The 26,313-nt window shown below is 41.1% G+C and carries 26 protein-coding genes, 1 tRNA gene and 1 pseudogene; 15 read left to right on the top strand and 13 right to left on the bottom strand.

Annotated features, from left to right (window positions below; translation table 11 throughout):
* Positions 1-269: 269 nt before the first annotated feature.
* The gene (pepA, locus tag PSI06_RS17455; RefSeq protein WP_029772475.1) at positions 270-1,781 is read right to left on the bottom strand and encodes a leucyl aminopeptidase; all 1,512 of its coding nucleotides are present in this window, start codon (positions 1,779-1,781) and stop codon (positions 270-272) included.
* 308 nt (positions 1,782-2,089) lie between these two features.
* Between pepA and lptF the strand changes: the two genes are divergently transcribed.
* Positions 2,090-3,202 (top strand): LPS export ABC transporter permease LptF, encoded by a 1,113-nt coding sequence (lptF, locus tag PSI06_RS17450; protein ID WP_024031637.1) that lies wholly within the window; start codon positions 2,090-2,092, stop codon positions 3,200-3,202.
* Positions 3,199-4,266 carry an LPS export ABC transporter permease LptG gene (lptG, locus tag PSI06_RS17445; RefSeq protein WP_031289389.1) on the top strand — a complete coding sequence of 356 codons (1,068 nt, stop codon included), beginning with the start codon at positions 3,199-3,201 and terminating at the stop codon, positions 4,264-4,266. Before lptF ends, lptG begins: the two co-directional genes overlap by 4 nt.
* A 297-nt stretch (positions 4,267-4,563) precedes the next feature.
* Here the strand turns inward: lptG and PSI06_RS17440 are convergent, their stop codons facing one another.
* Positions 4,564-5,064, bottom strand: a complete 501-nt coding sequence (locus PSI06_RS17440) for an RDD family protein (protein ID WP_055254769.1) — start codon at positions 5,062-5,064, stop codon at positions 4,564-4,566.
* A gap of 306 nt (positions 5,065-5,370) precedes the next feature.
* On the opposite strand from PSI06_RS17440, the gene PSI06_RS17435 reads away from it, so the two are divergent.
* Positions 5,371-5,455, top strand: a tRNA-Leu gene (locus PSI06_RS17435).
* 158 nt (positions 5,456-5,613) lie between these two features.
* A complete protein-coding gene (locus tag PSI06_RS17430) occupies positions 5,614-5,976 on the top strand; it encodes a hypothetical protein (protein ID WP_126006055.1) in 363 nt (120 codons plus the stop codon).
* 197 nt (positions 5,977-6,173) lie between these two features.
* On the opposite strand, the gene PSI06_RS17425 is transcribed toward PSI06_RS17430, so the two are convergent.
* From PSI06_RS17425 to PSI06_RS17395, 7 genes are all read right to left on the bottom strand, one after another.
* Positions 6,174-6,830 (bottom strand): polysaccharide deacetylase family protein, encoded by a 657-nt coding sequence (locus tag PSI06_RS17425; RefSeq protein WP_273604483.1) that lies wholly within the window; start codon positions 6,828-6,830, stop codon positions 6,174-6,176.
* Positions 6,827-7,546 carry a GDSL-type esterase/lipase family protein gene (locus PSI06_RS17420; RefSeq protein ID WP_273604482.1) on the bottom strand — a complete coding sequence of 240 codons (720 nt, stop codon included), beginning with the start codon at positions 7,544-7,546 and terminating at the stop codon, positions 6,827-6,829. Before PSI06_RS17420 ends, PSI06_RS17425 begins: the two co-directional genes overlap by 4 nt.
* Positions 7,547-7,630: 84 nt before the next feature.
* The gene (locus tag PSI06_RS17415; protein WP_273604481.1) at positions 7,631-7,918 is read right to left on the bottom strand and encodes a hypothetical protein; all 288 of its coding nucleotides are present in this window, start codon (positions 7,916-7,918) and stop codon (positions 7,631-7,633) included.
* Positions 7,918-8,385, bottom strand: coding sequence for a DUF4405 domain-containing protein (locus PSI06_RS17410; protein WP_248533086.1), 468 nt, complete (start codon positions 8,383-8,385; stop codon positions 7,918-7,920). Before PSI06_RS17410 ends, PSI06_RS17415 begins: the two co-directional genes overlap by 1 nt.
* Before the next feature lie 322 nt (positions 8,386-8,707).
* The gene (locus tag PSI06_RS17405) at positions 8,708-10,663 is read right to left on the bottom strand and encodes a TonB-dependent receptor domain-containing protein (RefSeq protein ID WP_273604480.1); all 1,956 of its coding nucleotides are present in this window, start codon (positions 10,661-10,663) and stop codon (positions 8,708-8,710) included.
* 108 nt (positions 10,664-10,771) lie between these two features.
* A complete protein-coding gene (locus PSI06_RS17400; protein ID WP_273604479.1) occupies positions 10,772-11,686 on the bottom strand; it encodes a LysR family transcriptional regulator in 915 nt (304 codons plus the stop codon).
* Positions 11,687-11,848: 162 nt separating this feature from the next.
* Positions 11,849-13,918: a bifunctional 2',3'-cyclic-nucleotide 2'-phosphodiesterase/3'-nucleotidase gene (locus PSI06_RS17395; protein WP_273604478.1), complete on the bottom strand. Its 2,070-nt coding sequence runs from the start codon at positions 13,916-13,918 to the stop codon at positions 11,849-11,851.
* 259 nt (positions 13,919-14,177) lie between these two features.
* Between PSI06_RS17395 and PSI06_RS17390 the strand changes: the two genes are divergently transcribed.
* The 5 genes and pseudogenes from PSI06_RS17390 to PSI06_RS17370 all read left to right on the top strand — a co-directional run bounded on the left by PSI06_RS17390 (position 14,178) and on the right by PSI06_RS17370 (position 17,582).
* The gene (locus PSI06_RS17390; protein ID WP_273604477.1) at positions 14,178-15,467 is read left to right on the top strand and encodes a M20 family metallopeptidase; all 1,290 of its coding nucleotides are present in this window, start codon (positions 14,178-14,180) and stop codon (positions 15,465-15,467) included.
* 103 nt (positions 15,468-15,570) lie between these two features.
* Positions 15,571-16,182 carry a TetR/AcrR family transcriptional regulator gene (locus PSI06_RS17385; protein WP_273604476.1) on the top strand — a complete coding sequence of 204 codons (612 nt, stop codon included), beginning with the start codon at positions 15,571-15,573 and terminating at the stop codon, positions 16,180-16,182.
* Positions 16,183-16,212: 30 nt separating this feature from the next.
* Positions 16,213-16,623: pseudogene (locus PSI06_RS17380) on the top strand (GFA family protein).
* A gap of 15 nt (positions 16,624-16,638) precedes the next feature.
* On the top strand, positions 16,639-17,085 hold the full coding sequence (locus PSI06_RS17375; RefSeq protein ID WP_064386364.1) for a RidA family protein: 447 nt from the start codon (positions 16,639-16,641) through the stop codon (positions 17,083-17,085).
* 272 nt (positions 17,086-17,357) lie between these two features.
* Positions 17,358-17,582 carry a hypothetical protein gene (locus tag PSI06_RS17370; RefSeq protein WP_004588490.1) on the top strand — a complete coding sequence of 75 codons (225 nt, stop codon included), beginning with the start codon at positions 17,358-17,360 and terminating at the stop codon, positions 17,580-17,582.
* Here the strand turns inward: PSI06_RS17370 and PSI06_RS17365 are convergent.
* Entirely contained in the window at positions 17,579-18,781 is a 1,203-nt protein-coding gene (locus tag PSI06_RS17365) for an MFS transporter (RefSeq protein ID WP_273604475.1), read from the bottom strand. The genes PSI06_RS17370 and PSI06_RS17365 overlap by 4 nt on opposite strands.
* Positions 18,782-18,882: 101 nt before the next feature.
* Between PSI06_RS17365 and PSI06_RS17360 the strand changes: the two genes are divergently transcribed.
* Positions 18,883-19,665: an AraC family transcriptional regulator gene (locus tag PSI06_RS17360; RefSeq protein WP_273604474.1), complete on the top strand. Its 783-nt coding sequence runs from the start codon at positions 18,883-18,885 to the stop codon at positions 19,663-19,665.
* A gap of 15 nt (positions 19,666-19,680) precedes the next feature.
* Here PSI06_RS17360 and PSI06_RS17355 read toward each other — a convergent pair whose 3' ends face one another.
* The 3 genes from PSI06_RS17355 to PSI06_RS17345 form a co-directional block, all read right to left on the bottom strand.
* Positions 19,681-21,741: a TonB-dependent receptor gene (locus PSI06_RS17355; RefSeq protein WP_273604473.1), complete on the bottom strand. Its 2,061-nt coding sequence runs from the start codon at positions 21,739-21,741 to the stop codon at positions 19,681-19,683.
* Between the two features lie 74 nt (positions 21,742-21,815).
* Positions 21,816-22,472: a YoaK family protein gene (locus PSI06_RS17350; protein WP_273604472.1), complete on the bottom strand. Its 657-nt coding sequence runs from the start codon at positions 22,470-22,472 to the stop codon at positions 21,816-21,818.
* An 11-nt stretch (positions 22,473-22,483) separates the two neighbouring features.
* Positions 22,484-23,176, bottom strand: coding sequence for a substrate-binding periplasmic protein (locus tag PSI06_RS17345; protein WP_273604471.1), 693 nt, complete (start codon positions 23,174-23,176; stop codon positions 22,484-22,486).
* A 118-nt stretch (positions 23,177-23,294) separates the two neighbouring features.
* Here PSI06_RS17345 and PSI06_RS17340 point away from each other — a divergent pair, with 118 nt between their 5' ends.
* The 5 genes from PSI06_RS17340 (at position 23,295) to PSI06_RS17320 (ending at position 26,178) form a co-directional block, all read left to right on the top strand.
* The gene (locus tag PSI06_RS17340; RefSeq protein ID WP_273604470.1) at positions 23,295-23,543 is read left to right on the top strand and encodes a TIGR03643 family protein; all 249 of its coding nucleotides are present in this window, start codon (positions 23,295-23,297) and stop codon (positions 23,541-23,543) included.
* A gap of 76 nt (positions 23,544-23,619) precedes the next feature.
* Entirely contained in the window at positions 23,620-23,982 is a 363-nt protein-coding gene (locus PSI06_RS17335) for a hypothetical protein (RefSeq protein ID WP_024031662.1), read from the top strand.
* 23 nt (positions 23,983-24,005) lie between these two features.
* Positions 24,006-25,085: an endonuclease/exonuclease/phosphatase family protein gene (locus PSI06_RS17330; RefSeq protein WP_273604469.1), complete on the top strand. Its 1,080-nt coding sequence runs from the start codon at positions 24,006-24,008 to the stop codon at positions 25,083-25,085.
* Positions 25,086-25,383: 298 nt separating this feature from the next.
* Positions 25,384-25,725: a DUF4258 domain-containing protein gene (locus PSI06_RS17325; protein WP_008109362.1), complete on the top strand. Its 342-nt coding sequence runs from the start codon at positions 25,384-25,386 to the stop codon at positions 25,723-25,725.
* Positions 25,726-25,734: 9 nt separating this feature from the next.
* On the top strand, positions 25,735-26,178 hold the full coding sequence (locus tag PSI06_RS17320; protein ID WP_033102712.1) for a helix-turn-helix domain-containing protein: 444 nt from the start codon (positions 25,735-25,737) through the stop codon (positions 26,176-26,178).
* Positions 26,179-26,313: the final 135 nt, after the last annotated feature.

Below are 26,313 nucleotides of genomic sequence, written 5' to 3'. Positions count from 1 at the left end.
TAAATGCGGTGTCTAAAGCTGTTTTAATATTCATAAAAAATCCGATGGCAAATGCTCATCGGATTCTTACATCTATAAAAGATCGGTCAACCGATCATTAAAATATCTCTTAACTGATCGGCATTAGCCAAATGGCGCCTTAATACAAGTTAAATAACCTAAACTCTGGTTAAAATATTTTTGCCCTATGGCAAATAAATTTAACGCTGTTAGCGCTAAAAATGTCTGCTGAGTGGCTTTTCTAAATAAGGCTCAGGTTAATTAGGTTATTAGTCGTGCGTAGCTTCGCTTACACCCGCTCGGTTTAATAAATACTGAGTAAGCATAGGAACAGGGCGACCCGTTGCGCCTTTTTTAGCGCCACTGCGCCACGCGGTACCGGCTACGTCTAAGTGAGCCCAGTTATACTTTTTAGTAAACTTAGATAAGAAACACGCTGCGGTAATAGTACCAGCAGAGCGCCCACCTAAGTTTGTAAAATCGGCAAATGGGCTATCGAGTTGATCTTGATAGTCATCCCACAGTGGTAACTGCCATGCACGGTCGCCACTTTGCTCAGACGCCTTTAATAAATCATGCGCAAGTGGGTTGTGGTTTGACAGTAAACCTGTTGCGTGTGCACCAAGGGCAACAATACATGCGCCTGTTAGTGTTGCTACGTCAATTACTGTATCTGGGTCAAAACGCTCAACGTAAGTTAACGCATCACATAATACTAATCGGCCTTCGGCATCAGTATTAAGCACTTCAACGGTTTGCCCCGACATGGTTGTTAAAATATCGCCAGGGCGATACGCGTTAGAGCTTGGCATGTTTTCACAGCCGGCTAAAACGCCAATTACGTTAATAGGTAGCTGCATTTGTGCCAGTGCGCGCATAGCGCCAATTACACCGGCTGCGCCGCCCATGTCGTATTTCATTTCATCCATGGCTTCGCCTGGCTTAATTGAAATACCGCCTGAGTCAAACGTTAAGCCTTTACCTACTAGCACAATAGGCGCTTGCTCATCGCTTGCACCTTTGTAGTTAATAACCGACATAACCGATTCGTTATCACTGCCGCGACCAACTGCTAAGTACGAGTTCATACCTAGCTCGGCCATTTTTTCTTCGCCAATAATATCAACGGTGATGTTGTCAAAATTGCTAGCCAGCTCTTGCGCTTGTTCGCCTAAATAAGCAGGGTTACAAATATTAGGTGGCATGTTGGCTACGTCTTTACATAGCTTACTACCTGCGGCAATGGCTAAGCCATGCTCAATAGCGCTTTCACCAATGGTCAGCTCGCGACGCGTTGGTACGTTAAACACAATTTTACGAAGTGGACGACGAGGGTCTACTTTTTTGCTTTTTAGCTGGTTAAATGTGTATAGACAATCTTGTGTTGTTTCTACCGCTTGGCGAACCTTCCAGTAGGTATCACGACCTTTAACGTGTTGCTCTGTTAAAAAGCACACCGCTTCCATTGAGCCGGTTTCGTTTAAGGTATTAATTGTTTTAGAAATTATTTGCTTATATTGCTTATCATCAAGCTCGCGCTCTTTACCACAGCCAACAAGCAATACGCGCTCGCTTAAAACGTTAGGTACATGATGCAATAATAAAACTTGCCCCGGCTTACCTTCTAGGTCGCCACGGCGTAGTAAATTTGAGATATAACCATCGCTGATTTTATCGAGTTGTTCACCAATGGGGGATAACCTACGTGGTTCGTAAACGCCAACGACAATACACGCGCTGCGTTGTTTTTCTGGGCTACCACTTTTTACGTTAAATTCCATTGTTACTCCTGGTTGTGAGTCATATACGTTATTAATTGGGGCTAAAAAAATAAAATCTAGTCTTCGCTACGCAACTTATGTAGAGATAATCTTAATTTTAGCTGATTTTTTCTGACTCTTACTGTGTAATTGAACTTTATATGTTTAAGGGCTACTAATGCAACAATATATCGTGCACTTAGGTAGGATAATTAATTTTGTTAGCTTATAATAACGACTTATTTACCAGATAAAACTGGGTAAAATAGCTACTTTATTATCAAATTATCACTATTGTAGTGAAATTCTATGTTTAACAGGGGCGAGCATTGCTTATTTTTCGTTATTTGACCGCTGAGGTTTTAAAATCGCAGGTCGCCGTATTTTTAACTTTAATGACCATTTTTGTGTCACAAAAGTTTGTGGTTATTTTAGGAGATGCCTCTGAAGGGAGCATTCCTGCCAAATTAGTATTATCGATGATTGCGCTTAAACTGCCGCAATTAGCTTCGCTGATCCTGCCATTGAGTATATTTTTGGGCATTATTTTAGCCTACAGCCGCATTTACGCCGACAGCGAAATGACCGTTCTTAAAGCCTGTGGGGTGAGTGAATGGTATGTGGTACGCGTTACTTTAATTTCGAGTGTGGGTTTGGCTATATTAGCAGCCTCTCTTACCATGTACCTTGCGCCGTGGGCGAGTGAGCAAGAGTACCAATTAAAAGAGCAAGCCAAAGCCGATGCGGGTTTATCTGCGTTAAGGGCTGGGCGGTTTCAACAAACCGGTAATGAAAAAGCCGTGGTGTTTATTCATAACATTGAAAACGGCGGTAAAGAGCTTAACAAAGTATTTGTAGCGCAGCTGCCCGATACCGAAAAAGATGACCTTGCACGTTTAGTGTATGCCGAACAAGGTGTGGTGGTAGAGGCAATAAACGGTGAGCAACAATTAGTGCTAACTGATGGCAAACGCTACGAAACCGATGGCAAAACACCGGCCCTTAATTTAACGCAGTTTGATGGCTACAGCGTACAAATACGCGAGCAAGAAATAGAGCATCAGCGCCGTAAATTAGAAGCAATACCTACTAATCAACTATTGCCACTCAATACCTCTGAATCTATAGCCCAGTGGCAGTGGCGTATTGCAATACCGCTTTCTATTCCGTTACTAACGTTAATAGCAGTACCGCTAAGTGTGGTTAATCCTCGCCAAGGTAAGTTTGCTAAATTAGTGCCAGCCATTAGCTTGTACTTAGGTTATTTTATCTTACTCAATGCTGCAAAATTCGCCGTAGAAGATGGCAAAATACCGCCTTCAATTGGTTTGTGGTGGATTCACTTAAGCGCTTTATTTATAGGTAGTTTATTAATTATAAAAGGTCGCCCTTTGGGCGCCTGGCTTAAAGCCGTTGTAACAAAACGGGAGTTAAGCGCATGATGAAAACACTCGATTGGTACTTAGGCCGCAGCATTTTACAAACCACCGGATTTGCTTTGTTGGTGCTAGTAGGGATTAGTACATTAATTAAGTTTATTGATCAGCTAAAGTCGGTTGGTCGTGGCAGTTACGATTTAATGACCGCAACGCTTTACACTTTTTACAGTATGCCGGGCGATTTAGTTATATTCTTCCCGATGGCCGCGCTTATTGGTGGCTTAACAGGCTTAGGTGCACTGGCTTCAAACAGTGAGCTGGTGGTAATGCAAGCTGCGGGTATGTCGCGCTTGCAAATTATAGGCTCGGTAATGAAAACCGCCGTGTTTATGGCTGTATGTATGATGGCTCTTGGTGAGTGGGGCGCACCAGAGGCGCAACAACACGCCAAAGAAATGCGTAATCAGGCAATTTATGGCGGCGATGTATTCAATGCACAAAAAGGCGTATGGGCTAAAGATGGCAACAACTTTATTAATATTGAAGATGTAGATCAAAACGGCCGTTTAAACGGTGTGCACATGTATCAATTTGATAAGTCACTCGATTTAACTCAAATAACCAAAGCTAAAGTGGCCATTGGTCGTGATGAAGGTTGGTTATTACGCGATGTAAACAAGGTTCATATTAGTGATGAGCAAATAAGCAGTGAACACATTGATGAAGAGTTTTACCCTTCGCAATTAACGGGCGAAAAGCTTGGTGTTGTATCGGTAAAGCCTGAGTCGCTTTCCTTTACAGGGCTTTGGTCGTACTTAGGGTATTTACAGCAAAATGAGCAAGATACCAGCACCTATGAGCTGGCCTTGTGGCGTAAGCTAATGCAGCCAGTGTCTGTTGCCGTAATGCTACTGGTTGCACTGTCGTTTATATTTGGCCCGTTACGTACCGTTACTATGGGTGCGCGTATCATTATGGGGGTAGTAACGGGAATTGTATTTCACTTAATAAATGAGATATTTGGCCCTGTGGTAATGGTTTATCAAATACCCGCTATTATAGGCGCGGTACTGCCAAGTATACTATTTATAGGCTTTGCTACGTACATGATGAATAAGCGGGTATAGCCGTTATAAGCGCTTATTTAATACTAAAAAAGGTGGCCTATGGTCACCTTTTTTGTTTTTATAACGCGTTATTCAAAAACTAATACCAATCAGCTTAATTAAGTGATCAAGTTGAGGCTGGAAAAACGTGTTGATAGCTAGGCAAAAAATCGCTATTTAGTTGCTCTCGGCAGTTGCTCCTGCATTGCTCTACCTTCTGCATCCATGCAGCCGTAAATGAGAATTTTTTAACGCAGGTAGCGACAAGTTAGCCCAGCAAAATAATTAAGTATTATTGCGCATTGGTATAAATGGGTATTAATCTAGCTCGCGGTAAATACGTTTGTTTTCTTCTTTTGTAAGAGTAATTACCTCAGTTTTTGAGATATAGTCTTGCAGCGCTTTTTTGTTTTTAAAATCAATTAATACCACAAGATTACCTAAACCAAGCAGGGCACTTAGGCTGCGAACAATAGACTGCGGCCAACTAATTAAGCTTCCTTCACTAGTTTGTACTTTTAAACGCCATGCGCGCATGCCAATAGTTTGCCCGCTTTTAGTCCAAAAATAGCCAAAAAATACTAAAGTAACAATAACAAGTAAGGCACTTCGAATACTCGACAGCAGCAGTGACTCTTGAATAAGTGCCGATACATCTTCAGCACCATTTAAACTAATAACATCAAGTGAAATAAGCCCTTGTACGGCAAACAAATAGAGCACAACCGTTAACATAGCAAACGCAATAATAGCTAACGTATCATAAACTAACGACGCAAAACGACGCCAAAAACCAGCTCGTGGAAACTCACCCGACATAAATACACTCTCACTGTTAATATGCGCGCTAGTTTAGCAAAAAAGCTCACAAATACTAAGCGCTATAGTTCAGTGATATACCTTGGCGTTACTATTAGCTGTATTTAATACTTCAACCAGTAAACGACATTTTGCACAGGCTGTCTAAATGTTAAGCGGTTGATCAGGCTAATGTCATAAAACGCTTGCTGCCACCCCTATTGTTTGTATAATGCTTGGCATAGAGACGAAGGCACATAAATAATCCTGAGCTCTAAAGTGGTTTTTCTTTATCTTCTCGTGTTTAGAAGGTTAAAGAAAAATGACGCCAGCGTGATGAAATTGGTATACATGGGGGATTCAAAATCCCCTGCCGAAAGGCGTGCCGGTTCGAGCCCGGCCGCTGGTACCACTTTTTATGACCCTAACCAAATTGGTTAGGGTTTTTTTATGTCTGAAATTAATTTTTATTTTTGTTTTATGTGTATTTGTTCTTAATTATCAGATAGTAAGTTACGGCATTTAGTTGTAGCCCAAGAAATGGGCATTAAATGGAAAAAAGGAAAAGTAATGAAAAAGGTAGTTGGTTTATTAGTTGCAACAATGGCGCTTTCTGGTTGTACTCACCGCATTGGAGATTTTACCGTTGCTTCAACAAAAAATATGAATCACACAAATAGTAATCATAGAGTTGATTACAACGAGCGAGTAACAGGAAAGGATGTTAAACATACAGTATTGATTTTCCCTACAGGCAGAAGCAATATGAAAGAAGCTATGGATAACGCCATTGAAAAAGCACCTGCAGCAGTTGGTCTTTCAAATGTAACAGTAAAAATTATTGATTGGTACATACCACTTATTTACGGACAAAGATATTACGAGATTGAAGGGAACCCAATTTACGAAGTAAAAGAAGAAAAGGCTAATTGATAGCTAAATAAACTTTATATGCCATGATAATTTATCATGGCATTTTTATTTAAAGGGCAATAAATTTCGACTAATAAACCTTACTTATTTTCTAAAAACGCGATGAACTCTCCAGCCGATACATACCAAATATCATCTTTATTTGAGATTGTTTGAACGAGCTTTTCGGCGTAATCCCAGTTGTTATTTACTGTGTTTTAATCAAATTCCCACGAATGGCCCCAAATCATCATTACAGTGAGCTTATTGCTTTTAAGCGCAATATATTGCTCTATTAATGGCATTGCTTTTGAGTGGTGAGCGGTTGGGTTCCATGCCATGTAGTTGGTAGGGAGCTCAAAATTAAGAGTGTCGTTTACTGTTCGGGCATTAGTAAAGCCCGCTTGCTTTACTAATTTCATAGCGGTTTTATCGTAAGAGCCTAAAGGGTATGCAAAAGACTGTAAGGGGCTGCCTTTTAAGGGCGATAAAATGTGCTTATCGCGGGCTAATTGAAATTTTAATTCTGCTGTATCTAAGCCTGCAAAGCCCGGATGTGAGTAACTATGGCTTGCTATTTCATGGCCTTTATAAAGTGTTTTAACTTCACTTTGCTTTATATATTCGCCTTCTTTACCGGTAAAGGCTTTCATCCACGGTAGCTTTTTAGCAAATAAACCTGAGTTTAAGTTAAACGTACCAACAACCTGGTACTTATTAAATAGTTCCACGAGCTTTTTGTCTTGTATAACGCCATCATCGTAGCTAAAAATAACGGCTTTAGTGGCACCGTTAGGGTAGCTTTTTACAGGTGCTTTACTGGCTGCACACGTAAAGCTTGCCGTCATTAATATAGCAATTAATAAACTCTTCATTTTAAGGTTTTCATTATTGGTGCAAGTTGTTTAGCCCAAAGGTCATAGCCTGCCTTGTTTAAATGGGTGCCATCGGTCGTGAGCGTTTCATTAAGCGTGCCATGAGGGCCTAAAAATACGGGGTGTAAGTCTATATAGGTAAAGTTTGCGTGCTCAATTGCTTTAATTTGGTGGTTAACTGTTTGCGCCATTTGCGTAATAAAATTGCGATGATCGGGCAAAATACTTTGTACATAAATTTGTGTATTTGGGAGTGAGCCATTGAGCTGAGTCACTATTTTTTCGATATTTTCACTCACCGACGCTAAGTCTTTAACTTGCTTTATATAATGGTAATTAAAAATATCGTTTACACCAATTTTTAAAAATATAGCTTTAGGCGGGGCTGCTTTTAATTCGTTTAAACGCGCTAAAACACCGTAGGTCATATCGCCACTAATACCGCGGTTTCTTACGCGTAGGTCGTTAAACCGTATGCTCCAATTTAGCCCTTGCTCTGTAATGCTATCGCCAATAAATACAATATCGCCTTTGCGTAAAGGTTGTAGCTTAAAATGGGCTATACGCTCAGCATAGTGGTTTTTTAGCCATTGCGATTGAAAAGGAATTGCCTTTTCGGCATTAGCTTTAAAGCTTATTAATACAGCACCTATAATTAATGTGCCAAGTAGAAAAGTGATGTGTTGGAGTGTGTAATTACTTGGTTTATAACTCATAAAAACCTGCGCTTATAGACATACTAACTTAGCAATGTATCTATAAACGCCGGTTTTTGATACGTGTTGCATTCGTATTCAGACTTAGTTTTTAACCACCCTTTTTATTAAGCCTAATAGTTTAGCAATCCCTAAAGTAAGTAACATAGGTACGCCTATTAAAATAAGCTCTTTTACAAAGGGTAAAATGTACATCAAAATAGGGGCTATTTTCGGCTTTTCACCCTCAGCTGCACCGTGGGAGTATCCCTGCTGATTTATTTGTGCGGCCCAGTCGGTGAGCTCTAAACTAACCAGTAAAAGGCTCACTAAAACAGATACAACTAACACAATGCTGGTGCGGGTTTTCCACTGTTGTTTTAGGTGCTTCATTATTTAGCCTCCTTGGCAAACATGCGTTTAGTCAATTTTACTATCCAAGAAAAATTAAGCGCTAAATGCACACCTAGCATGGGCATAATAAAGGTGGCTGAATCGTGATGTATTTTCGACCAAAAGTCTTGAATGTTTAAACTAATATTAAGTGCGGGTAGTAGAGCCACCGACACTAAAAAGCCGCTTACAAATACTAATAACATCATTAAATAAAGTAGGTAATCCCACACTATATTAAAGCGCTCACGTGCTGTTATATTGGCAAATAAACGGCCAAAACTGCGTGTTACCCAATCCCAGTGCAGTAGTAAGTGAATAACAAAAGGGATAATAAAAAATAGGCTAAACCATTCGTGTAAAGGGATGCCAGTGGCTTGAGGTGCACTTACTAGCATAAAGCTAGTAAGCAGTAAGGTGTCCATTACATAACGGAACTTTTGTAAGTTTTGTTTCCAATCAGACATTATTGACCCTGAAATAATTTATTTATAATACCAATCCGCATAATTAAGTGAACTATTTTGAGGATGGAAAAACGTGTTGATAGCAAGGCAAAAAATTCGCTATTTAGTTGTTCTCGGCAATTGCTCCTGCATTGCTCTATCTTCTGCATCCATGCAGTCGTAAATGAGAGTTTTTTAACGCAGATAGCGACACGTTTAGCCCCTAAAAATGATTAAGTATTATTGCGGATTGGTATGGTTGACGCTATTTAAGGTACGCCCCCCTTAAACAGCAAAAGGCTCAATAAAATATTGAGCCTTAAATCATGCGCAAGTTATTAAATTAAAAAACGTAAGACGCGCTTAATTTAACATTACGACCCGCTTCGTAATCTTGCACTGTGTCGCTTGAGTATGAAGCGTGAGAGTAATACGTTTTATCAAAAATATTCTCAACACCTAAGGTCATGCTTAGTGCTTCAAGCTGGCTTGGTAGCCACTGCATGCTGATGTTATGAACCTGATAACCCACTTTATGAATATCAGCACCGCTTGATACTGAGTCATCAGTTCTGTTAACTAGGCTGGTCCAGTTAAATTTCAAGTCGTATTTTGGTACTTCGTAGCCAAGGTTTAGTGAAATGCTATCACCTACTTCATAACGCAGTTGCTCGCCAGTCTCTAGTTGTTCAGAGTCTGACTTAGAGTAACTTAAACGCGCACTAAATAGCGCTTTACGCAGTGAAAGTGTTGATTCAAAACCATCTATATCGTAATCACCCGAGTTTTCATAGGTACCAATTGGGCGACCTTTACCAATTGCCCAGTTGTCTATGTAATCTTCAATACGGGTTTTAAACAGGTTTAATGAAAAACCAAATGAGTCTAAGCCCATAATGTTTTGATCTTTAAAGGCAAAACCAATGGCGTTATTAACACCGGTTTCTGCTTTTAGGTCTTTATCAAAGTTAGTACTGTAATCAACATAGCTTTCGCGCAAGCCAGGACCTTGAAACAGCTCTGTAGAGCTTGCGTTAACACTCCAATTTTCATTAATTAAGTATTTAGCCGCTAAACCAAACGTTAACTCGTTCCACGATTTATCTAACGAATCGTTAGTACCGGCTGAGTACATATCTACTTTAAAGTAGTTGTAACGCACGCCAGGGGTTACAAATAACTGATCGGTTACAGCGATTTCGTCTTCAATATAAATAGCGTGAGAGTCGGCAGTGTCTTTATTGGTTTGTACGTGGTTTTCGATACGTTTTGATACTTGCTCATACCCTTCGCCGCCGTAGCGTAATGTATGGTTAAAACCAGCAAGTGCAATTTTAGATGTTGCAAGGGCAGTGTAGCCCGTATGCTCAGAGTTACCCTCAGTTCCTAGTGCAATATAGCTTAGTTCGTTGCGATAAACGCTAGCGCGTAGGGTAATGGCATCGCCTTTATCTAGCTCGTAGGCAAGTGAAGTGCTGGTACGTGTGTAGTCAATATCTTCTGTTTGCGCGTCTGAATCTTCAGCAAAGCCAGCACCAAAGTTGGTTTTTATGTAGTAATCGCCTTCATCGTTATATCTGTCGTATGAGAACACTAAACGGTTACTCTCGTTTACATCCCAGCCGAGCTTGAAGATGCCATCTACCGTGCGGCCTTCGTTACCTGTAACTTCTTTACCATTGCCGTTTTCAAAGTTATTTCTGTCGGTGTAGGTGTAGTAGGCAAGGGTGTCTATGTTGTCGGTTAGCTGACCATATACTGCAGCAGAGCCACCTGCGTAATCATTAGTACCTAAGTTTGTGTATAAGCGCGCGCCAAAATCTTCACCTGGCTCTAATAAATCTTTAGCATCTTTGGTTTCAAAGGCTACACCACCAGAAAGGCCGCCAGTTAGCACTGAATTAGTCCCTACTTTTATATCTACTGCTTTTAAAATATCAGCATTAATAAGTAAGTTTCCTGAGTGGTGGAACATATTATTGTTTTGGCTAATACCATCAACAGTAATGTTGAGGTCTAAATCGTCAACACCACGAATATTAATACCTTGTACAATAGAGTGCGAGCCACCTACGTCAATACCAGCTTGGTCACGGAGTAAATCACTTAAATGGTTGGCTTGTTTTCTTTCAATATCGTCTTGTAATAGCGAGTCATTAGTAATTGTTGTGCCCCATACTTCAATGGTTTCAGAGGTATCAGGAGCTTGCTCTGCTAAGCTTATGAATGACATACCAGTACACAAAGTACCAATAACAACGTTAAGCGCGTGCTTATTAAATGGGAGCGTGTTTTTCATGGTGAGTATGTTTATCTAATTTTAATATTATTAAGAATGATTCGTGTTAAACCGCTCACTGCCGTAAATGGCAATTTAAAATACATACCCTACATGAATAACAGTTATTTAAACTTCAAATACTTTATTTTTTACAAGCTCTCTAAACCATTGACATACAGGGTCATTATGGTGGCGTTGATGCCAGTATAAAGCCACTTGTGCATACTCTGAGCTAAGCTCTGGGGGCGGGGTTCTGGCAACTACGTCATGCTGTTGGCACACATCTGCAGCAAAATGATTGGGCACATAAAATATTAAATCAGTGTTTTCAGCAATGCTGCCAATACTGTAAAAGTTTTTTAAGCGTATTGGCGTCGCTATATTATCAATGCCTAGCGCGGCAAAATTTTGTGCAATAGTTAATGCTTTTTCACCCTGAATTGATATTTGCCCAAAATTACAATCACGCAATAAATCAACGCTTAATTCTTGTTTAGCCAGCCTGTGGGAGCGAGCCATTACTAATTTAAACTCGCGCTCAAACAACGGCTGTTGATATAACTTACCCTCTGAATTAGCGGGCTTGTGGCCAGTAATCACAAAGTGCGTATCGCCTTTAAGCAAATCAGAAAACTGCGGCTTAGGTAGGGTGTCTATTTCAAGGGTGATATTAGGCGCTTGCTCGCGAACATCTTTAATTATTGTTTTTATAAATAAATGCATTTGCGGCGGTAGGCCAAACAGTTTAATGGTGGCTGTGCTGGTTATAGGGTCGAAGGTTTGCTTGTTAACCAGTGTTTCTACCATATTTAAAATAGAATTTAGGTCTTGCTGAATTGATTGCGCTTTTGGTGTTAGCTCATACCCTCCAGCCATTCTTATTAATAATTGATCGTCAAACAAGGAGCGCAATTTACTTAACGAGCGGCTTATAGAAGGTTGGCTCATGCCTAAAGTTAAGGCGGTATTGCTAATATGTTTTTCGTTTAAAAGCTGCTTTAAAATAATAAGAAGGTTTAGATCGAGCTGATTTAAATTCATAGTTAGGTTTGCAAGTTATCAGTATTTCAAGCCATTATCCTAGCACTTAAACCGAGCTTGGCGTAAATGTGTTTTTAATAAAAATAAGCCAGCACATCAAAATACACCGCTGTTAAAAAACAAAAACCAGCAATTAAGCTGGTTTTTGTAGGTTATGTGCGATTAGTTTTTTAAATCTATGGTGTATAGCGCAAAACCATTTTCGTCTGTTTTAAGTGGTGAGGTAGGCGCAACAGCAGGGAGTGTTTGTGCAATAGTAGCTACCTCATCAAGCGGTGATGTTCTAAACACAACGTTTAGCTCTGTGCTGGTGGTCACGGTGCTAAAGCGCCAGTTATTATCGGCCGAAGGGTCAATGCTGCCTGTGCTACTTTTAGCGGCTTCGCTAATAATGTAGCTACGCAGCACACCGCGGTTTTCATCTGGGCCTTCAAATGTTTCACGGCTAGTACCGTCAATCGCGGGGAAGATACCGCCGCCCGATGCACGATAGTTATTAGTTACAATTAAAAACTCTGCCTCTAAATCTATCGCTTCACCTTGGTATTGCAAGTTAGTAATGCGCGAATTGTTTTCACTTATTAATACGCCATCGTTGTCGTATCGTTTTGGCTGAGTGACGTCAATTTCAAAGGTAACGCCGTCAATAATGTCAAAGTTAAAAGTGGGAAAAGTGGTATCGAGTAGGTTTTGCTCAGCGCTGCTGTTTACATCAATCTGATTAAACTGACCCGCAGAGCGTTCAAGCCACTCTTTAACATCGCTACCTGTTACTTTTACCATACGAATAGTGTTTGGAAACACATACAAACTAACGGTATCTAGTAAGGTAATATCGCCTGCTTTTACATTGGTATAATCTTCAATACCATTGCGGCCAGCTCTAAAAGGGGCTGCTGCCGAAAGCACGGGTAAGCCATCAAGCTCAGTGCCTTGAATAAACGCTTTACCCCACGCTATTTGTGCATCTGATACTATTTGAATTGACGGGTCGTCTTGCACCAAAGCAAAAAAGCTATAAATTGGATTTGAAATTTCAGCAAATGGTTCGCTCACCCAATCAATCGTTGCTTGGTGTTCAAGCTCAATTGCGGCAGCTACATCGGTATCTACAGCAGCTAAATCAATAAAGTCGCCGTTTTCATCTGTACCACTAATGGCGCGGGTTTCTACTTTTGAGCTGGTTACTTCCCAGCCGCCTTCATCGTTTGGCTCAACAATTAAATCAATAACCCCTAAGTTATTGCCAAAAAAGCCAGGCATAACAGCCGGTACGCCATTAAGTTTACCGTTTACGTTATCAATACCCGCCGATTCATAGCCATCGTACGACGAATCACCCGGAAACAAACGGTGGTTATGACCAAACAATATGGCGTCTACGTCATCTACTTTAGACAGGTAAAGGGCCGTATTTTCAGCGAGGTCTTCTTGGGCGCTGGCTGTTAACCCAGAGTGCGGAATGGTAATGATAATATCGGCGCCTTGTGCTTTCATTTGTGGAATGAACTTTTCAGCAGTAGCAACAATATCTTTTGCAATGACCTTACCTTGTAAGTGCGCGCTATCCCATTGCATAATTTGCGGTGGGGTAAGGCCTAAGTAACCAATTTTAATTGTTTGTTCGTTGCCGTTTATATCAAATACGGTTTTATCTTGAAGGTAGTACGGGGTGTAACGGTTTTCATCGTTGCTGTCGTCATCATCACCATCATCAACGTATACATTGGCATTAATATACGGGAAGTCGGCACCACTTAATGTGGCATCTAAAAACTCTAAGCCAAAATTAAATTCATGGTTTCCTAAGTTAGCAACATCGTAATCAAGCAAGTTCATTGCTTTAAAGGCCACATGGGTTGCGCCATTTAAAATATCGTCTTTACGTACAATCGCTTCGTAATCGCCAAGCGGGCTGTTTTGAATTAAATCACCATTATCAACAAGTACACTGTTTTGCACTTCATTGCGGGCTTCTTTTATTAGGGTAGCGGTATTAACAAACCCTAAGGTTTCTGAGGGGGCTTGTGCAAAGTAATCGTAGTTAGATAAATACATGTGTATGTCGGTTGTTTCCATTACGCGCAAAGTAACCGGTGCAGGCTCTGGTGTTTCCACAACGACAGGATCGTTATTATCGTCATCATCAATGTCGCAGCCACTCAATGCGAGTGCAATAGTCAGTGCCAATGTTGATTTTAAAACGTGCTTTTTAGCGATTCGATTTTTCATGGTCATTCCGTGTAATTTAAAAAGAGTACAGTAAAAAAGATTTATTAAAGTATGATGAATTAAAATGTGAATCCATATTTACATTTTTAGGTGGTGCTATTACAGTAAACAGTGTTTTAGTATTACTTTCAAACTTGTACGCCTTAGCGCTCGTAGTAAAAAAATAAATTTAAAAATGGTGTAGGCTATAACTCAACAGCACTTCTCGATAACACTAAATTGGTTGTTGGGCTTCATTAAAATAATAAAGGAAAACAGGATGAAAAAATCATTACTCTCAGTGGCATTAGGTTTTGCTGCACTTGGTGCGTTTAACGCGCAGGCAAACCTTGATCAGCACGTTAAAAATGTAGAGCAGCAGGTAATTGAATGGCGACGCGACTTTCACCAAAACCCTGAGCTTGGTAATCGCGAAACGCGTACCGCAGGCATTGTGGCTAAACATTTAAAGTCGTTAGGTATGCAAGTACAAACCGATATTGCTTACACCGGTGTTGTTGGTATTTTAAATGGCGCAAAGCCTGGCCCTACAGTAATGCTACGCGCCGATATGGATGCACTACCGGTAACAGAAAAAACAGATGTGCCATTTAAATCAACCAAAACCACAAATTTCCGTGGCGTTGATGTAGGCATAATGCACGCTTGTGGCCACGACACGCACGTAGCTATGTTAATGGGCGCAGCCGAAGTATTAGCAAATATGAAAGATGAGCTGCATGGCAACATCATGTTTGTGTTTCAGCCTGCTGAAGAGGGCGCACCTTTAGGCGAAGAGGGCGGTGCAGAGCTAATGCTTAAAGAAGGCATATTTAAAAAATATAAACCTGACGTAGCATTTGGCCTGCATATAACATCGAGCCTACATACGGGTAAAATTGGCTATCGGAGTGGGCCGTTTATGGCCAGTGCCGATCGCTTTGAAATAACTGTACATGGTCGCCAAGCGCATGGCTCAGCACCGTGGACAGGCGTTGACCCTATTGCTGCCGCTGCGCAAATTGTAACGGGCGTTAACCACATTGTGAGCCGCCAAGTAAATATAACCAAAGAGCCTGCCATTGTGTCGTTTGGTAAAATAGCGGGTGGTGTGCGTAATAATATTATTCCTGAAGAAGTTGAAATGGTTGGCACTATTCGTAATTTTGATATGGATAATCGTGCGCAAATCTTTGAAAATATTAAAACAACCGCTACACATATTGCTAAATCGTCGGGGGCAACGGCCGATGTGCATATTCATGAAGGTTACCCGGTAACGGTTAATAACCCTGAACTTACTGCGCAAATGTTACCTAGCCTTGAAAAAGCAGCCGGTAAACAAAACGTGCAAGAAATGGGTAAAATAACCGGCGCAGAAGACTTTTCGTTTTATGCCCTAGCAATACCGAGTGTATTTGTATTTTTAGGTGGTACGCCTGACGATCAAGACTTAAAAACGGTAGCAAGTAACCACTCACCTTATTTTTACGCCGATGAGTCATCGTTTAAAGTGGGTACCAAAGCGCTTAGCCAATTAGCGGTAGATTATTTAAATAGCCAAAAATAACGACATAACTACCCAGCGAGTAATGTAATTGCTGGCTGGGTATTGTTGTTTATATTAAAAAGCTGCACAGTACGTGCGCTTATAACTCAACATGTTTAAATTTATGTCTGAACACCCTTTTTTGGCGCCTAAGCAACAACGCAGCCAACAAACCCAAGAAAAACTAGTAAAAGCGCTGCATCACAGTTTAAAAAGTAAGTTTTTTGAGCACATAAGTATAAAAGAGCTGGCCGATTACGCCGAGGTGTCGGTAGGTACGTTTTACCGTCGCTTTAAAAATAAAGAGTCGCTGCTGCCTATACTGTATCAAGACTTTGGTATTGCATTAGATAACTGGGTAAGTGAGCTTGAGGCGCAGCACTATAAAAACTTAGACGATGTAGTTAACACTTTATGCCATAAAACCTATGTGTTTTTATCATCACAGCAGGGGGTATTTAGAACCCTGCATTTAAATTCGCGTTTACACAGCGAGTTATTAGGCAGTGATAAACACATAAACAGGCGAGTAATTTATCAGCGGTTAGCGCAACTAATTAGCCAAACAGATACCAAAGTGAGCGAAACGGCGGCAGGTACTGCAGTATTTTTAATTGTCAGCTCATTGCTTGATAAAGTGCTGTATCACGATTTAACCCCTGCGATAGCCTGTGATTTATCGGCGCAGCAATACGCGCAAGAACTACCTAAAATTATTTTAGCTTATTTAGGTTAAGCACCTTTAAACATACTCAAGGAGAGTAAAATGAAAATTACCGGAAGCTGCTATTGTGGTGAAATTAAATACCAAGCTCAGTCGCAAAATAATAACGTACTTGTATGTCATTGTAGCGATTGCCAACGCATGTAGAGTGGGCCATTTAGAGCGGTAATTATGGCTGAGCCAAACTCGGTGGTATTTACTAAAGGCGAGCCAAAAGAGTATGTTAAAACAGCACAAAGCGGTAATAAACGCGCACAAGGTTTTTGTGGTACGTGCGGCACTACACTTTACGTAACCAACGAAGCAAAAGCCGATAGAGTGTACGGCCTGCGCATAGGGGCAGTTGATCAGCGTGATGAGTTTACCCCAGCTGCGCAAATTTGGTCGCAATCAACGCTTACATGGCTAAACGATTTACACCAAGTGCCGGCTTTTGAAACTACACCTAAATAAACAGGTAGGCTATTAATGAAAACACTGACAAAAACAGCCTTATTAGCAAGTGTACTACTGACGAGTTTTGCCCAGGCAAAACCCAGTAATGTCGACTTTTTAAATACAGGCAAAGCTAATCCTAACTTACCATTTTCGCAAATAGTAAAAGCCGGTAATACGCTTTATATGTCGGGGCAAATAGGGATTAACCCTGCAACCGGTAAGTTAGCAGCGGGTGGTTTTGAAGGTGAAGCTAAGCAAACCCTTGAAAACATTAAGCGCACTTTAGAGCAGCATAACTACAGCATGAGCAATATTGTAAAGTGCACTGTTATGCTTACCAATATTAACGATTTTAAAGCGTTTAACGCTATTTATACGCAATATTTTAGTGCGCCGTATCCTGCACGTAGTGCATTTGCAGTAAACGCGTTAGCCCTTGATTCGTTAGTAGAAGTAGAGTGTATTGGTGCTGTATAATACCAATCGACTTAAATATTTAATCATTCTAACGTGCTAAATAGAGCGCTAACAGCGTTGTAAATTTCTTATGTAGAACAACTGCATGTCGATATTCATGCCTTGTTACCACGCTATTTATCTGTCGCTATACGTGCCTAATAACTTAACACGATTGGTATAAGTAATTTTAGGTTGCGTAATTTTATAAAGATAACGTTGCGCTTTAAATTTGTTTGAAATTTTTTAACCAAATGACTGTCTATTTATAAGACAGTCATTTGGAGAAAAATATGTGCAGTTCACCGAAAAGCAGCCGAGCAGTTAAAAAGTCAGCCATTAACTTTAATGACGAACTAACCCAAGAGCAGCGTTTGCGTTTTGCTGCAAAAGCTAATTTAGCACAGCTGCGCCGCGAACAACGACAAGCCGCCAATAAGCGCTTTGAGCAAAAGCATCGCCCCGCAAAAAAGCCAGCAACGGGTTTGTTTTCATGGTTACAGCAGCTAGTAAGTTAACTATTATTAAGCGTGGTGTTTTTGCCGCTAAACCATCCACATGTAGCACATAACACACCTGCACCTGCACATAACCAAAGCGGCGCACTCCAGCTGCCGGTACTTGTATGTAGCGCCCCAGCTACCATAGGGCCAATAGCCGCTAACAAATAGCCAATACTTTGTGACATACCCGAAAGCGAAGCCGCTTGCGTGGAGTTATCGGTACGTAGGCTAATAAACGACAGCCCTAAAATAAAACACGCCCCCGAGCTAAAGCCAAGTAGTAGCGTCCACACTAATGCAAAGCTTGGCATATAAAGTAACCCTAGCGCACAGCACGCACTCAGTGATGCAAGTATAAAGCTAAGCGCACTTTGATCTTTTAATTTTCCTAGCAAAGGTATAAGCACAAGCCCTGGGATGGCAGTCGCAATTTGAAAAGCACCATGATACGCGCCTGCTTGCGTTGCGCTTAGGCCCGCTTCGGTGAGTATGCTAGGCAGCCATGTGATAATGATGTAATTTAAAAATGAATTTAGCCCCAGTAACAAGGTAATTTGCCAAGCAAGTAGGTAGCGCCATACGCTTTTATTAAGTGTTGAGGCCTGTGCTGTTTGTGCCGGTTTTGTGTGTTTATTTAATTGCGCCATCCACACAATTAAAGTGGTAATTGTAATGAGTGCACTTGCCCCTAATGCAAACTCCCAGCCTAACCCTTTATATTGGCTAAGCGGATAAACTAATGCTGAAAAGCCACCCGAGGCAATGCCCATAGTGAGTACATAAGCAGAGGTCATTACCGCCACTTTTGCCGCAAAGTCGCGTTTTATTATACTTGGTAGCAATACGTTAGCTATGGCAATACCTGCGCCTATTATGGCTGTGCCTACAAAGAGCATAATGGATGAATTAACCACCCGTGCGGCAATACCCAGTAATATTAAAAATACAGCAAAAAACAATGTGCGCTCAAGCCCTTGGCGTTTAGCCAGGCTTGCAGCCATAGGCGATATAACGGCAAAGGCAATTAGCGGTAACGTGGTAATAAAGCCTGCTTGCGAAGCGGTTAAATTAAAATGCGCAATTATTTGTTCAAGCACAGGGGCAACCCCTGTAAAAGGCGCACGTAAATTGGCAGCAATAAGTAAAATACCTATTACAAGCAATACGCTTGAAAAGCGCGACATACCAGCATTACTGTGAGGTGTGTGAGTCATTATTACAAAATAAGTTAGCTAATTATTGGCGCTAGTATAAACAAATCAGCAGTATTATAATTTAGCTATACTGACATTAAATAACTAAAAACTGACAAAATATGTTTGAGCCTAAAGGGTGGGGATACTTACAAAACTACGAGCACATGGTACAACCTATAATTGCCAAAGTAGATACCGCACAAGACAGTAAAGAATACCCGTTACACACTCACCCTAAGGGGCAGCTAATTTTAGCGCTTGATGGTTATGTTACCTGCGAAGCGGCTAACAAAATGTGGATGGTGCCAACGCACAGTGCTATTTGGGTACCTGCAAACACCTTACACAGCAATCGCGCATCTGATAACGCCAAATTATGTTTTGTATTTATTGATGCCAATAAGCACGGCATGCCACAGCAAACCTGTACATTAGCAATAACGGGGCTGGTAAAAAGTTTAATGCTAAAACTAGCAAGCGAACACCAAGCCTATAATGAAGGCTCTAAAACAGCACGTTTAGCTCAGGTACTGTTTGATTTATTAATTGAAATGCCCGCCCAGCCGCTCGACTTTGTGTTATCTAAGCATGCGGTTATACAAGTTATGGGGCAGCAGTTACTCGCACAGCCAAATAATCGTAAAACTCTTGCACAATGGGCACAAAATTTTGCTTTAACCGAACGTACGTTGGCACGGCTTATAAAAAAGCAAACCGGTATGACCTTTGGTAAGTGGCGAATGCAATTACATATAATTACAGCGCTGCAGGCACTATCAGGTGGGCAAAGTGTACAGCAAGTGTCGGCGTTATTGGGGTACGAATCGGTAAGTGCGTTTATAACTATGTTTAAAAAGGTAATGGGAAAATCGCCCACTAAATATATGGGCGATTTAAATTAACCTTTATACATGGTTTTACCACGTGTACGTAGCCGAAAGCATGGCGTTACGCGGTTTACCAGGAAAGTACCTATCGCCAGTAAAGCTGGTGTAATCAGCACGCTCAGCATAAGCTTCGTCGGTAAGGTTAATTATACGTGCAAGCACTTCTAAATTATTGGTAACTTGCCACTTTGCACGCAAGCTTAAAATATCATGCCCCTCGTAGCTATGTAGGTTTTCTGGGTCGGTATAGTAACTACTTACGCTATGCCATTGTAGTGCAAGCGCTAGATTATTAAAGGCTTGCCAAGTTAAATCAAGGTTAGCCACATTGCGAGGCGCGGTGTCTACGTTGTTACCGTTTATATTTACCCCATTAATTAACTGATTATTGGTATACGTATGCTTTGCATGTGTACCTGCAAATTGTAAGTTAAGCGTTTTGCTTAATGCATAATCTACTTCAAGCTCAATACCTCTGTGACGTGAACTGCCATCGTTAACGTTAAAGAAGTCGCTATCGCGATAAATAGTATTGTGTTTGCTCATAGCATACACAGCCAATGCGTAACTTACATTGCTGTAATATCCTTTTAAGCCAAGCTCGGCATTATTGGCTATTTCGGGGTTTAAATCGGCGGTGGTTTGTTCGCGTTGTAATTGGTAAAGCTCTGCCGCTTGCGGCGCTCGGTAGCCACGCGAAAAGTTAGCGTATAGCGTATTGTTATTGTTGACCTTGTAGCTCACGCCAAATTTAGGTGAGGTATTGCTAAAGCTATTTTTACCACTGGCTGGGCGGCTATAACGGCAGCCGCCAAAACCACATTCTGTGCCGTCTGCTGTTGTGCGGCCAGTGAGCATATTATTAGTGTAATCGTACTGCATATGCTCATACCTGAGGCCGGCGCTAATAAACCATTTATTTAATTGCCACTCAACTGATGCAAACGGCGCATACAGGGTTGCGTTTACATCGTAATCGTAGTGTTTGCCTTGCGGTACTGTGGCTACTAAAAATGCAGAGCCTTGAGTTGGCTCGTTTTGGCTTTGAGTAAAGTCGCTGCGAGTGTATTCGCCATCAAGCCCTAGGTTTACTTTTACATTACTTTGCAAGTTATGTTGATACAGCGATTGTACACCTATGCCTGTTTGACTATTAGTTTCAAGCGGGGTGCCAGGTAAAAAATGCTTAAAAAAGTCCATGCTTTGGTCGCGCACATAAGGCGTAATAGAAAGCACATTGCCGTTTTTTAATTGCCACAGGGCGTTGCTCCACGCTCTAAATGAGCGGGCTTTTCTAAATGCATCGGGGTCAAAGTTTTGCTGTGCTATGTCTTCGTTTTTATAGCTTTCAAAACCCGTAATAAAGCCCGCAGTGTGCTGATCTAAATTTGTGTATGTAAGGCCAGAGGTCAGTAACAGGTTTGAGCGCTCATAGCGGTGGCGAATATTTATTTTTTGCTGTTTAACGCTTTCATCATCACGGTAACCGGTATCGTCGGTAACACTAGCGTTTATGCCAATACCACTGTTGCCGTAGTCTTGCCCAGCGCGAAGCTTATAACGGGCATACCCGTACGAGCCATAATCAAGCCCGACTAATCCACCGCCTTGGGTTGTATCAGGTGTTATTACATTAATAACACCGTGTACGGAGTTTGAGCCATAAAGTGCAGAGCCCGGCCCTTTTAACACTTCAATACGCTGCGCCATTTCGCTATGCGCTTCAAATAGCTCGTTAATATTACAAAAGCCTGCAGCACGCAGTGGAATGCCATCTTCAAGGGTTAGTATGCCGCCACAGGCTGCCGCGCCCGAAAGCACCGGCGAGCGAAGTGCCGGTAGGTATTCTTGCCCATTTCCGCGCTGTATGTTAGCACCTGCAATACGTTGTAACGACTCTTCAACATGAGTAGGCGCAATGCTATTTAACTGCGCTTCAGATAAGGTACTAATAGTAAGCGGATAGGGGGTAGCCAGTGCTTCTGTACGTGATGCGGTGGTTGTTATGGTTTCTATTGCATCATCGTTTTTATTATCAGCAATTGCAACGTGGCTTAGTGGCAATAACAGCGGCAAAATATAAGGTTTCATACATTCCTTTAAGGTGAGTAACGCTTTATTAACGCCATGGTAAGGTGTTTTAAACAGTTTTTAAACCGGTTGCGTTAAAGTGCGCGTATTCTATATACCCGATAAGTTAGCGATAATATAAAGCAAGCCCCAGCGGGCACGGTTAAAGCAAGTAGGGCTAAGTGCTCATAAAGCATAAACCCGCACACTCCACCTAATAAAAAGCCGGCAATAATAAGTATAAATATTACGCCTTTGCGGGTATCAAAGGGTTCACCTTTTAGCGCTTTGCCTATCATTAAACCTAGGTCGGTAAAAATACCGGTTAAATGAGTGGTGCGCACTACTGCGCCGCTGTAGTTAGTGGCAAGGGCGTTTTGTAAACCACAGGCGGCAGAGGCAAGCGTAATGCCATAAACATGGGCGCGGCTGAGTAAATAGGCGCTTAAAAGCAGCAATAGGCCTTCAATAAATAATAGGGTGTCGTAATGGCGCCCCAGCTTTAACGAGCCGCCGGTAAGTAAAAAACCAGAAAGGGCAGAGCCAAGCATAAAGCTCAGCACTACAGCCAATAGCAATAGTGCGCTAGAGGCGTTAGTCATTAAGGTAATGCCAAGTAGCGTTACACTGCCCGAAAGGTGCGAAATAGCCTGATGCTCAAACCCTAATAACCCTACAGCATTCACAATGCCAGCAATAAAAGCGAGCGCAAACGCGCCGTACTCAACCCATTTTGGTAATTTAGTTAACATTGCCTACCTTATTAATGCACACCGAATTGTGCTTTATAGCGCTTTATTTGCTCATCAATGAGTGCGATGTCGACCACGCCGTGCTTAAAAGCAATATAAACAGGTAGGGCGTAGCCTTCAAGCTGCTTAGCATATATGTTTTTATAGCCTTTTGAGTACCATAAGCCGGCTTGATAATTAGTTATTGCGTAGTCAACACGCTGTTTATCGAGCAAATCAAACGTGGCTTTAGTGGAGAGTGAATGCATAAAGTTGCTTTGTTTAATATTGTATTCTTTTGCCAGTACATTGGGTAATTTAACGCCTCTTAGCATAGCAATGCGTGAATTTGATAAGTCATTATTAAGGTTTGCTTTTTCTGTGCTAAATAAACCAAATTGGGTGGTGTGTAGTGGCTCAGTGGTAAATTCTAAATATTGCGCACGCTCGGTATTATTAGCCAGCGCAAAGTAACAATCGTAGTAACCTAACTTCATTTCTTTTTTAATGCGTGCCCACGGTAAATGCACCACCTCAATGTTTAAATTTAAATTACGCTCTATAAAAGCTAAATAGTCTATGTCTATGCCTGTAAAGGTATGTGTTTTATCGTCATAAATTGTAAAAGGCGGGTAATGGGTAGTTGCACAGCGCAATGTTTTATTAGGCGCTGCTAATAAAAGCGAAGAAAAACTAAAAGCCAAAAGCAGCAATAATGTGCGCATAAATGTAAATCCGATTTTTTCTTATGTTAGTGTGTTTATTATACAGCGATATTCGGTTTTGAGGTGATGATCTATGTATTTTTTCTTCTCGTATAAGTTTAAATTTTAAGAGATAACCATGTTTAACGCAGAGCAGCAATCGCGAATTATAGAAATGGCGTGGGAAGACAGAACCCCCTTTGAGGCTATAGAGCAGTTTTACGGGCTTAATTATTCACAGCTGGTATTGTTTATGCGAGAGCATATTTCAAAGGGGAGTTTTAAAGTGTGGCGCAAACGCCACGCAGGGCGTAAAACCAAGCATTTAAAACTGCGAGACCCAGCCATAATGCGCAGCCATTGCAAAACACAGTACAAGCCGAGATAAATCGCTGCTTGCAGTTTCATATGATGTTCAGGCGTGTTTGATAATCTTTAGCTATTAATATTATTAGAGATTATTTATGAAAGCGTTTTTATATACGGTTTTTTTAGCGGGTGCCTTGGTTAGCGTTAATGCACAGGCAAAGCCCGACAAAGACAATCACGGCCATAAAAATGGCCACCATAAACATCAGCAGCACAACTACAAAAGCAGTAAGAAACTATCTAAAAAGCAGCAAAAAAAGTTAGTGCGTGCTGGGTGGACGCCACCAGGGTTAAGTAAGCGTTACCATAGAGGCGATTACCTAGACCGCAATGTATATAAACAAGGCCGCGTTATTGAACGTTCTAGAGATAATGGTACAGTAAGTATAAAAATAGACAGTACAGTTATACACATGGTGCACGATACCCGAGAAATACTTTCAATTTTAACTCGTTAAGTACAATTTATAAGGATATTTAAATGCTCATTGCACTGGCTATAATCATTGGCTTTTTTTTATTAGTGACCTTATTACCTATGTCGTACAGTCAGCACTACTTAGTGCGCAGCTGCGATTTTGTTCGACTACAGGTATTTTATATAGCCAGCGCTGTTGCAATTATATCGTTTTATTTACTGTGGCAAAGCGGCAATAGCGGGTATTTGTATACTGCTTTAACCGCATTACTAACCATGGCATTACAAGGTAAGTGGATATTTCCTTACACTTGGCTTGCTAAAAAAGAAGTTAAAACGGCCTCAGTGAGCGAAGATCACAGTGTTAGAATCATGTCGGCTAATGTGCTTATGTCAAACCACAATAGTGAGCAACTAATCTCACTGGTTGATAAACACCAGCCCGACTTATTAATTACCCTTGAAAGCGACAGCTGGTGGGAAAATAAATTAGCTGTTCTTAAAAAAAACTACCCCTTCTATATTGAATGCCCTAAAGACAACCGCTACGGCATGCATTTATACAGTAAATTTAAAATTCTTGATGGGCAAATATGTGAGCTCATTGAAGATGATATTCCTTCAATTCATATCCTGTTCGAAAACAATGAAGGCCTTGAAATGCAAGGGCACTTTATACACCCCGCGCCACCAAGCCCCACTGAAGAAGACTCATCGCGCCCACGTGACTCAGAACTAATAATGGTCGCTAAAGCACTTAAAAAGCCAACACGCCCGACCATTGTAGCAGGTGATTTAAACGATGTAGCATGGTCGCGCAGCACCCGTTTATTTATGCAAATAAGTGGTTTTTTAGACCCACGTAAAGGCCGTGGCTTTTATAACACCTTTCACGCAAATTACTTTTTTATGCGCTGGCCGCTCGATCATTTATTTCACAGCCCAGGGTTTAAAGTAAAGCGCATTAAGCGCCTTGCTAAATATGGCTCTGATCATTTTGCACTACTTACCGAGCTGGTGTATGAAAACGCCAAGCAGCATTCATTAGAAGATAAACCAAAAGAGCTAAAGCAAGAAGAAATTCAAGAGCTTGCTATGAGCAAAGCCGATAAGCGCAAAGTACCAAGGTTTAAGGAGGGGTGATAGCTATTAGCTTGTGTAGGTCGGATAAGCGAAGCGCCATCCGACACAGTAAAATACCTTGCCAGTTATAATCAATATTTATGTTGTTGAGTGCCTCATGGCGTGAAGCTACCTTCCAGATTTAACTCATTTCTGCCCCAAGACGAGTTAGGAAAGAAACTCACTCTTCTGCTGAAGGTGGTAGTGGGTTGTTTTTTGCTTACGGCGATAGTAAGTTCGTTTAGAGTTTTTTCAAGTAATAGTTGACAATACGTTGCCTTCCTATCAAAATGATAGGCATCAGATTGATAGGTGGTTCATGGTTGAAAATAATCCACAAGGCGTTAAAGAATTTCCTCTTACAGAGGGAACAGCCAGAAAAATAATGAATGATCTGGCAGAGAACTATACCCACAGGATTCGATGGAGCAAGCATGTTAAACAACGCATGCATGAACGAGGGGTTACTACAGCACAAATTATTACTCTACTTAAGAGTAAACATTCGGTGTTCAGAGAGGGTCCATACCCTGAGGCCTCTGGAGATTGGAAATTTAACTTGAAAGGTTTAGCAGCGGGCAAAGTTATTGAGTTGACTGTTGCACTTAAGAATCATCATGACAGTCCTATGTCAGTTCTAGTAACTGTATGGATAGATTAAGAGGTTGATATGTACCATTATACTGAAAGCGGTTTATCAAACGTGTATCTAAAAAATGGTGTTACCGTTGAAGAAATCGATGGTGAAGAATATACAAGTATTGATGATATGAACGGACTTCATAGCGCAATAGCACAGGCTGTTGTAGACAGCAACAGACCTCTTGCGTATGAGGAATTTAAATTTTTACGTATTGAAATGAATGTTTCTCAAAAAATGCTTGCGACACGTTTTGGTGTGGATGAACAGACAATTGCACGTTATGAGAAAGGTCAAACTAAAATTCCACGTACTACAGATGCGGCTTTAAGAGCTTTGTATATGGAAAGCCAAGAGAAAAATAATCCCGTAAGTTATTTTCTTGATTTACTGTCGGATACTGAAGCTGAGGAAGCTGCAAAAGTAATTCGCCTAGAAGAAATCGAAAACCATTGGGAAGAAGTAGAAAGCTAAGCCTTAAATGTCCCGTCCTGAAATAGGTTGACGGTTTTAATGAAAGACTTGGTGCGAAAGCGCCAGGTCTTTTTTATGCACTTGATTTGGTGTTTTCATATCCAAACTTAAGTGCGGTCGCATTGCATTGTATAT

The sequence above is a fragment of the Pseudoalteromonas sp. GABNS16E genome, assembly GCF_028598715.1.
In the GTDB taxonomy this organism is placed as follows: Bacteria; Pseudomonadota; Gammaproteobacteria; order Enterobacterales; family Alteromonadaceae; genus Pseudoalteromonas; species Pseudoalteromonas atlantica.
This window is presented reverse-complemented; position numbering and strand designations above follow the sequence as displayed.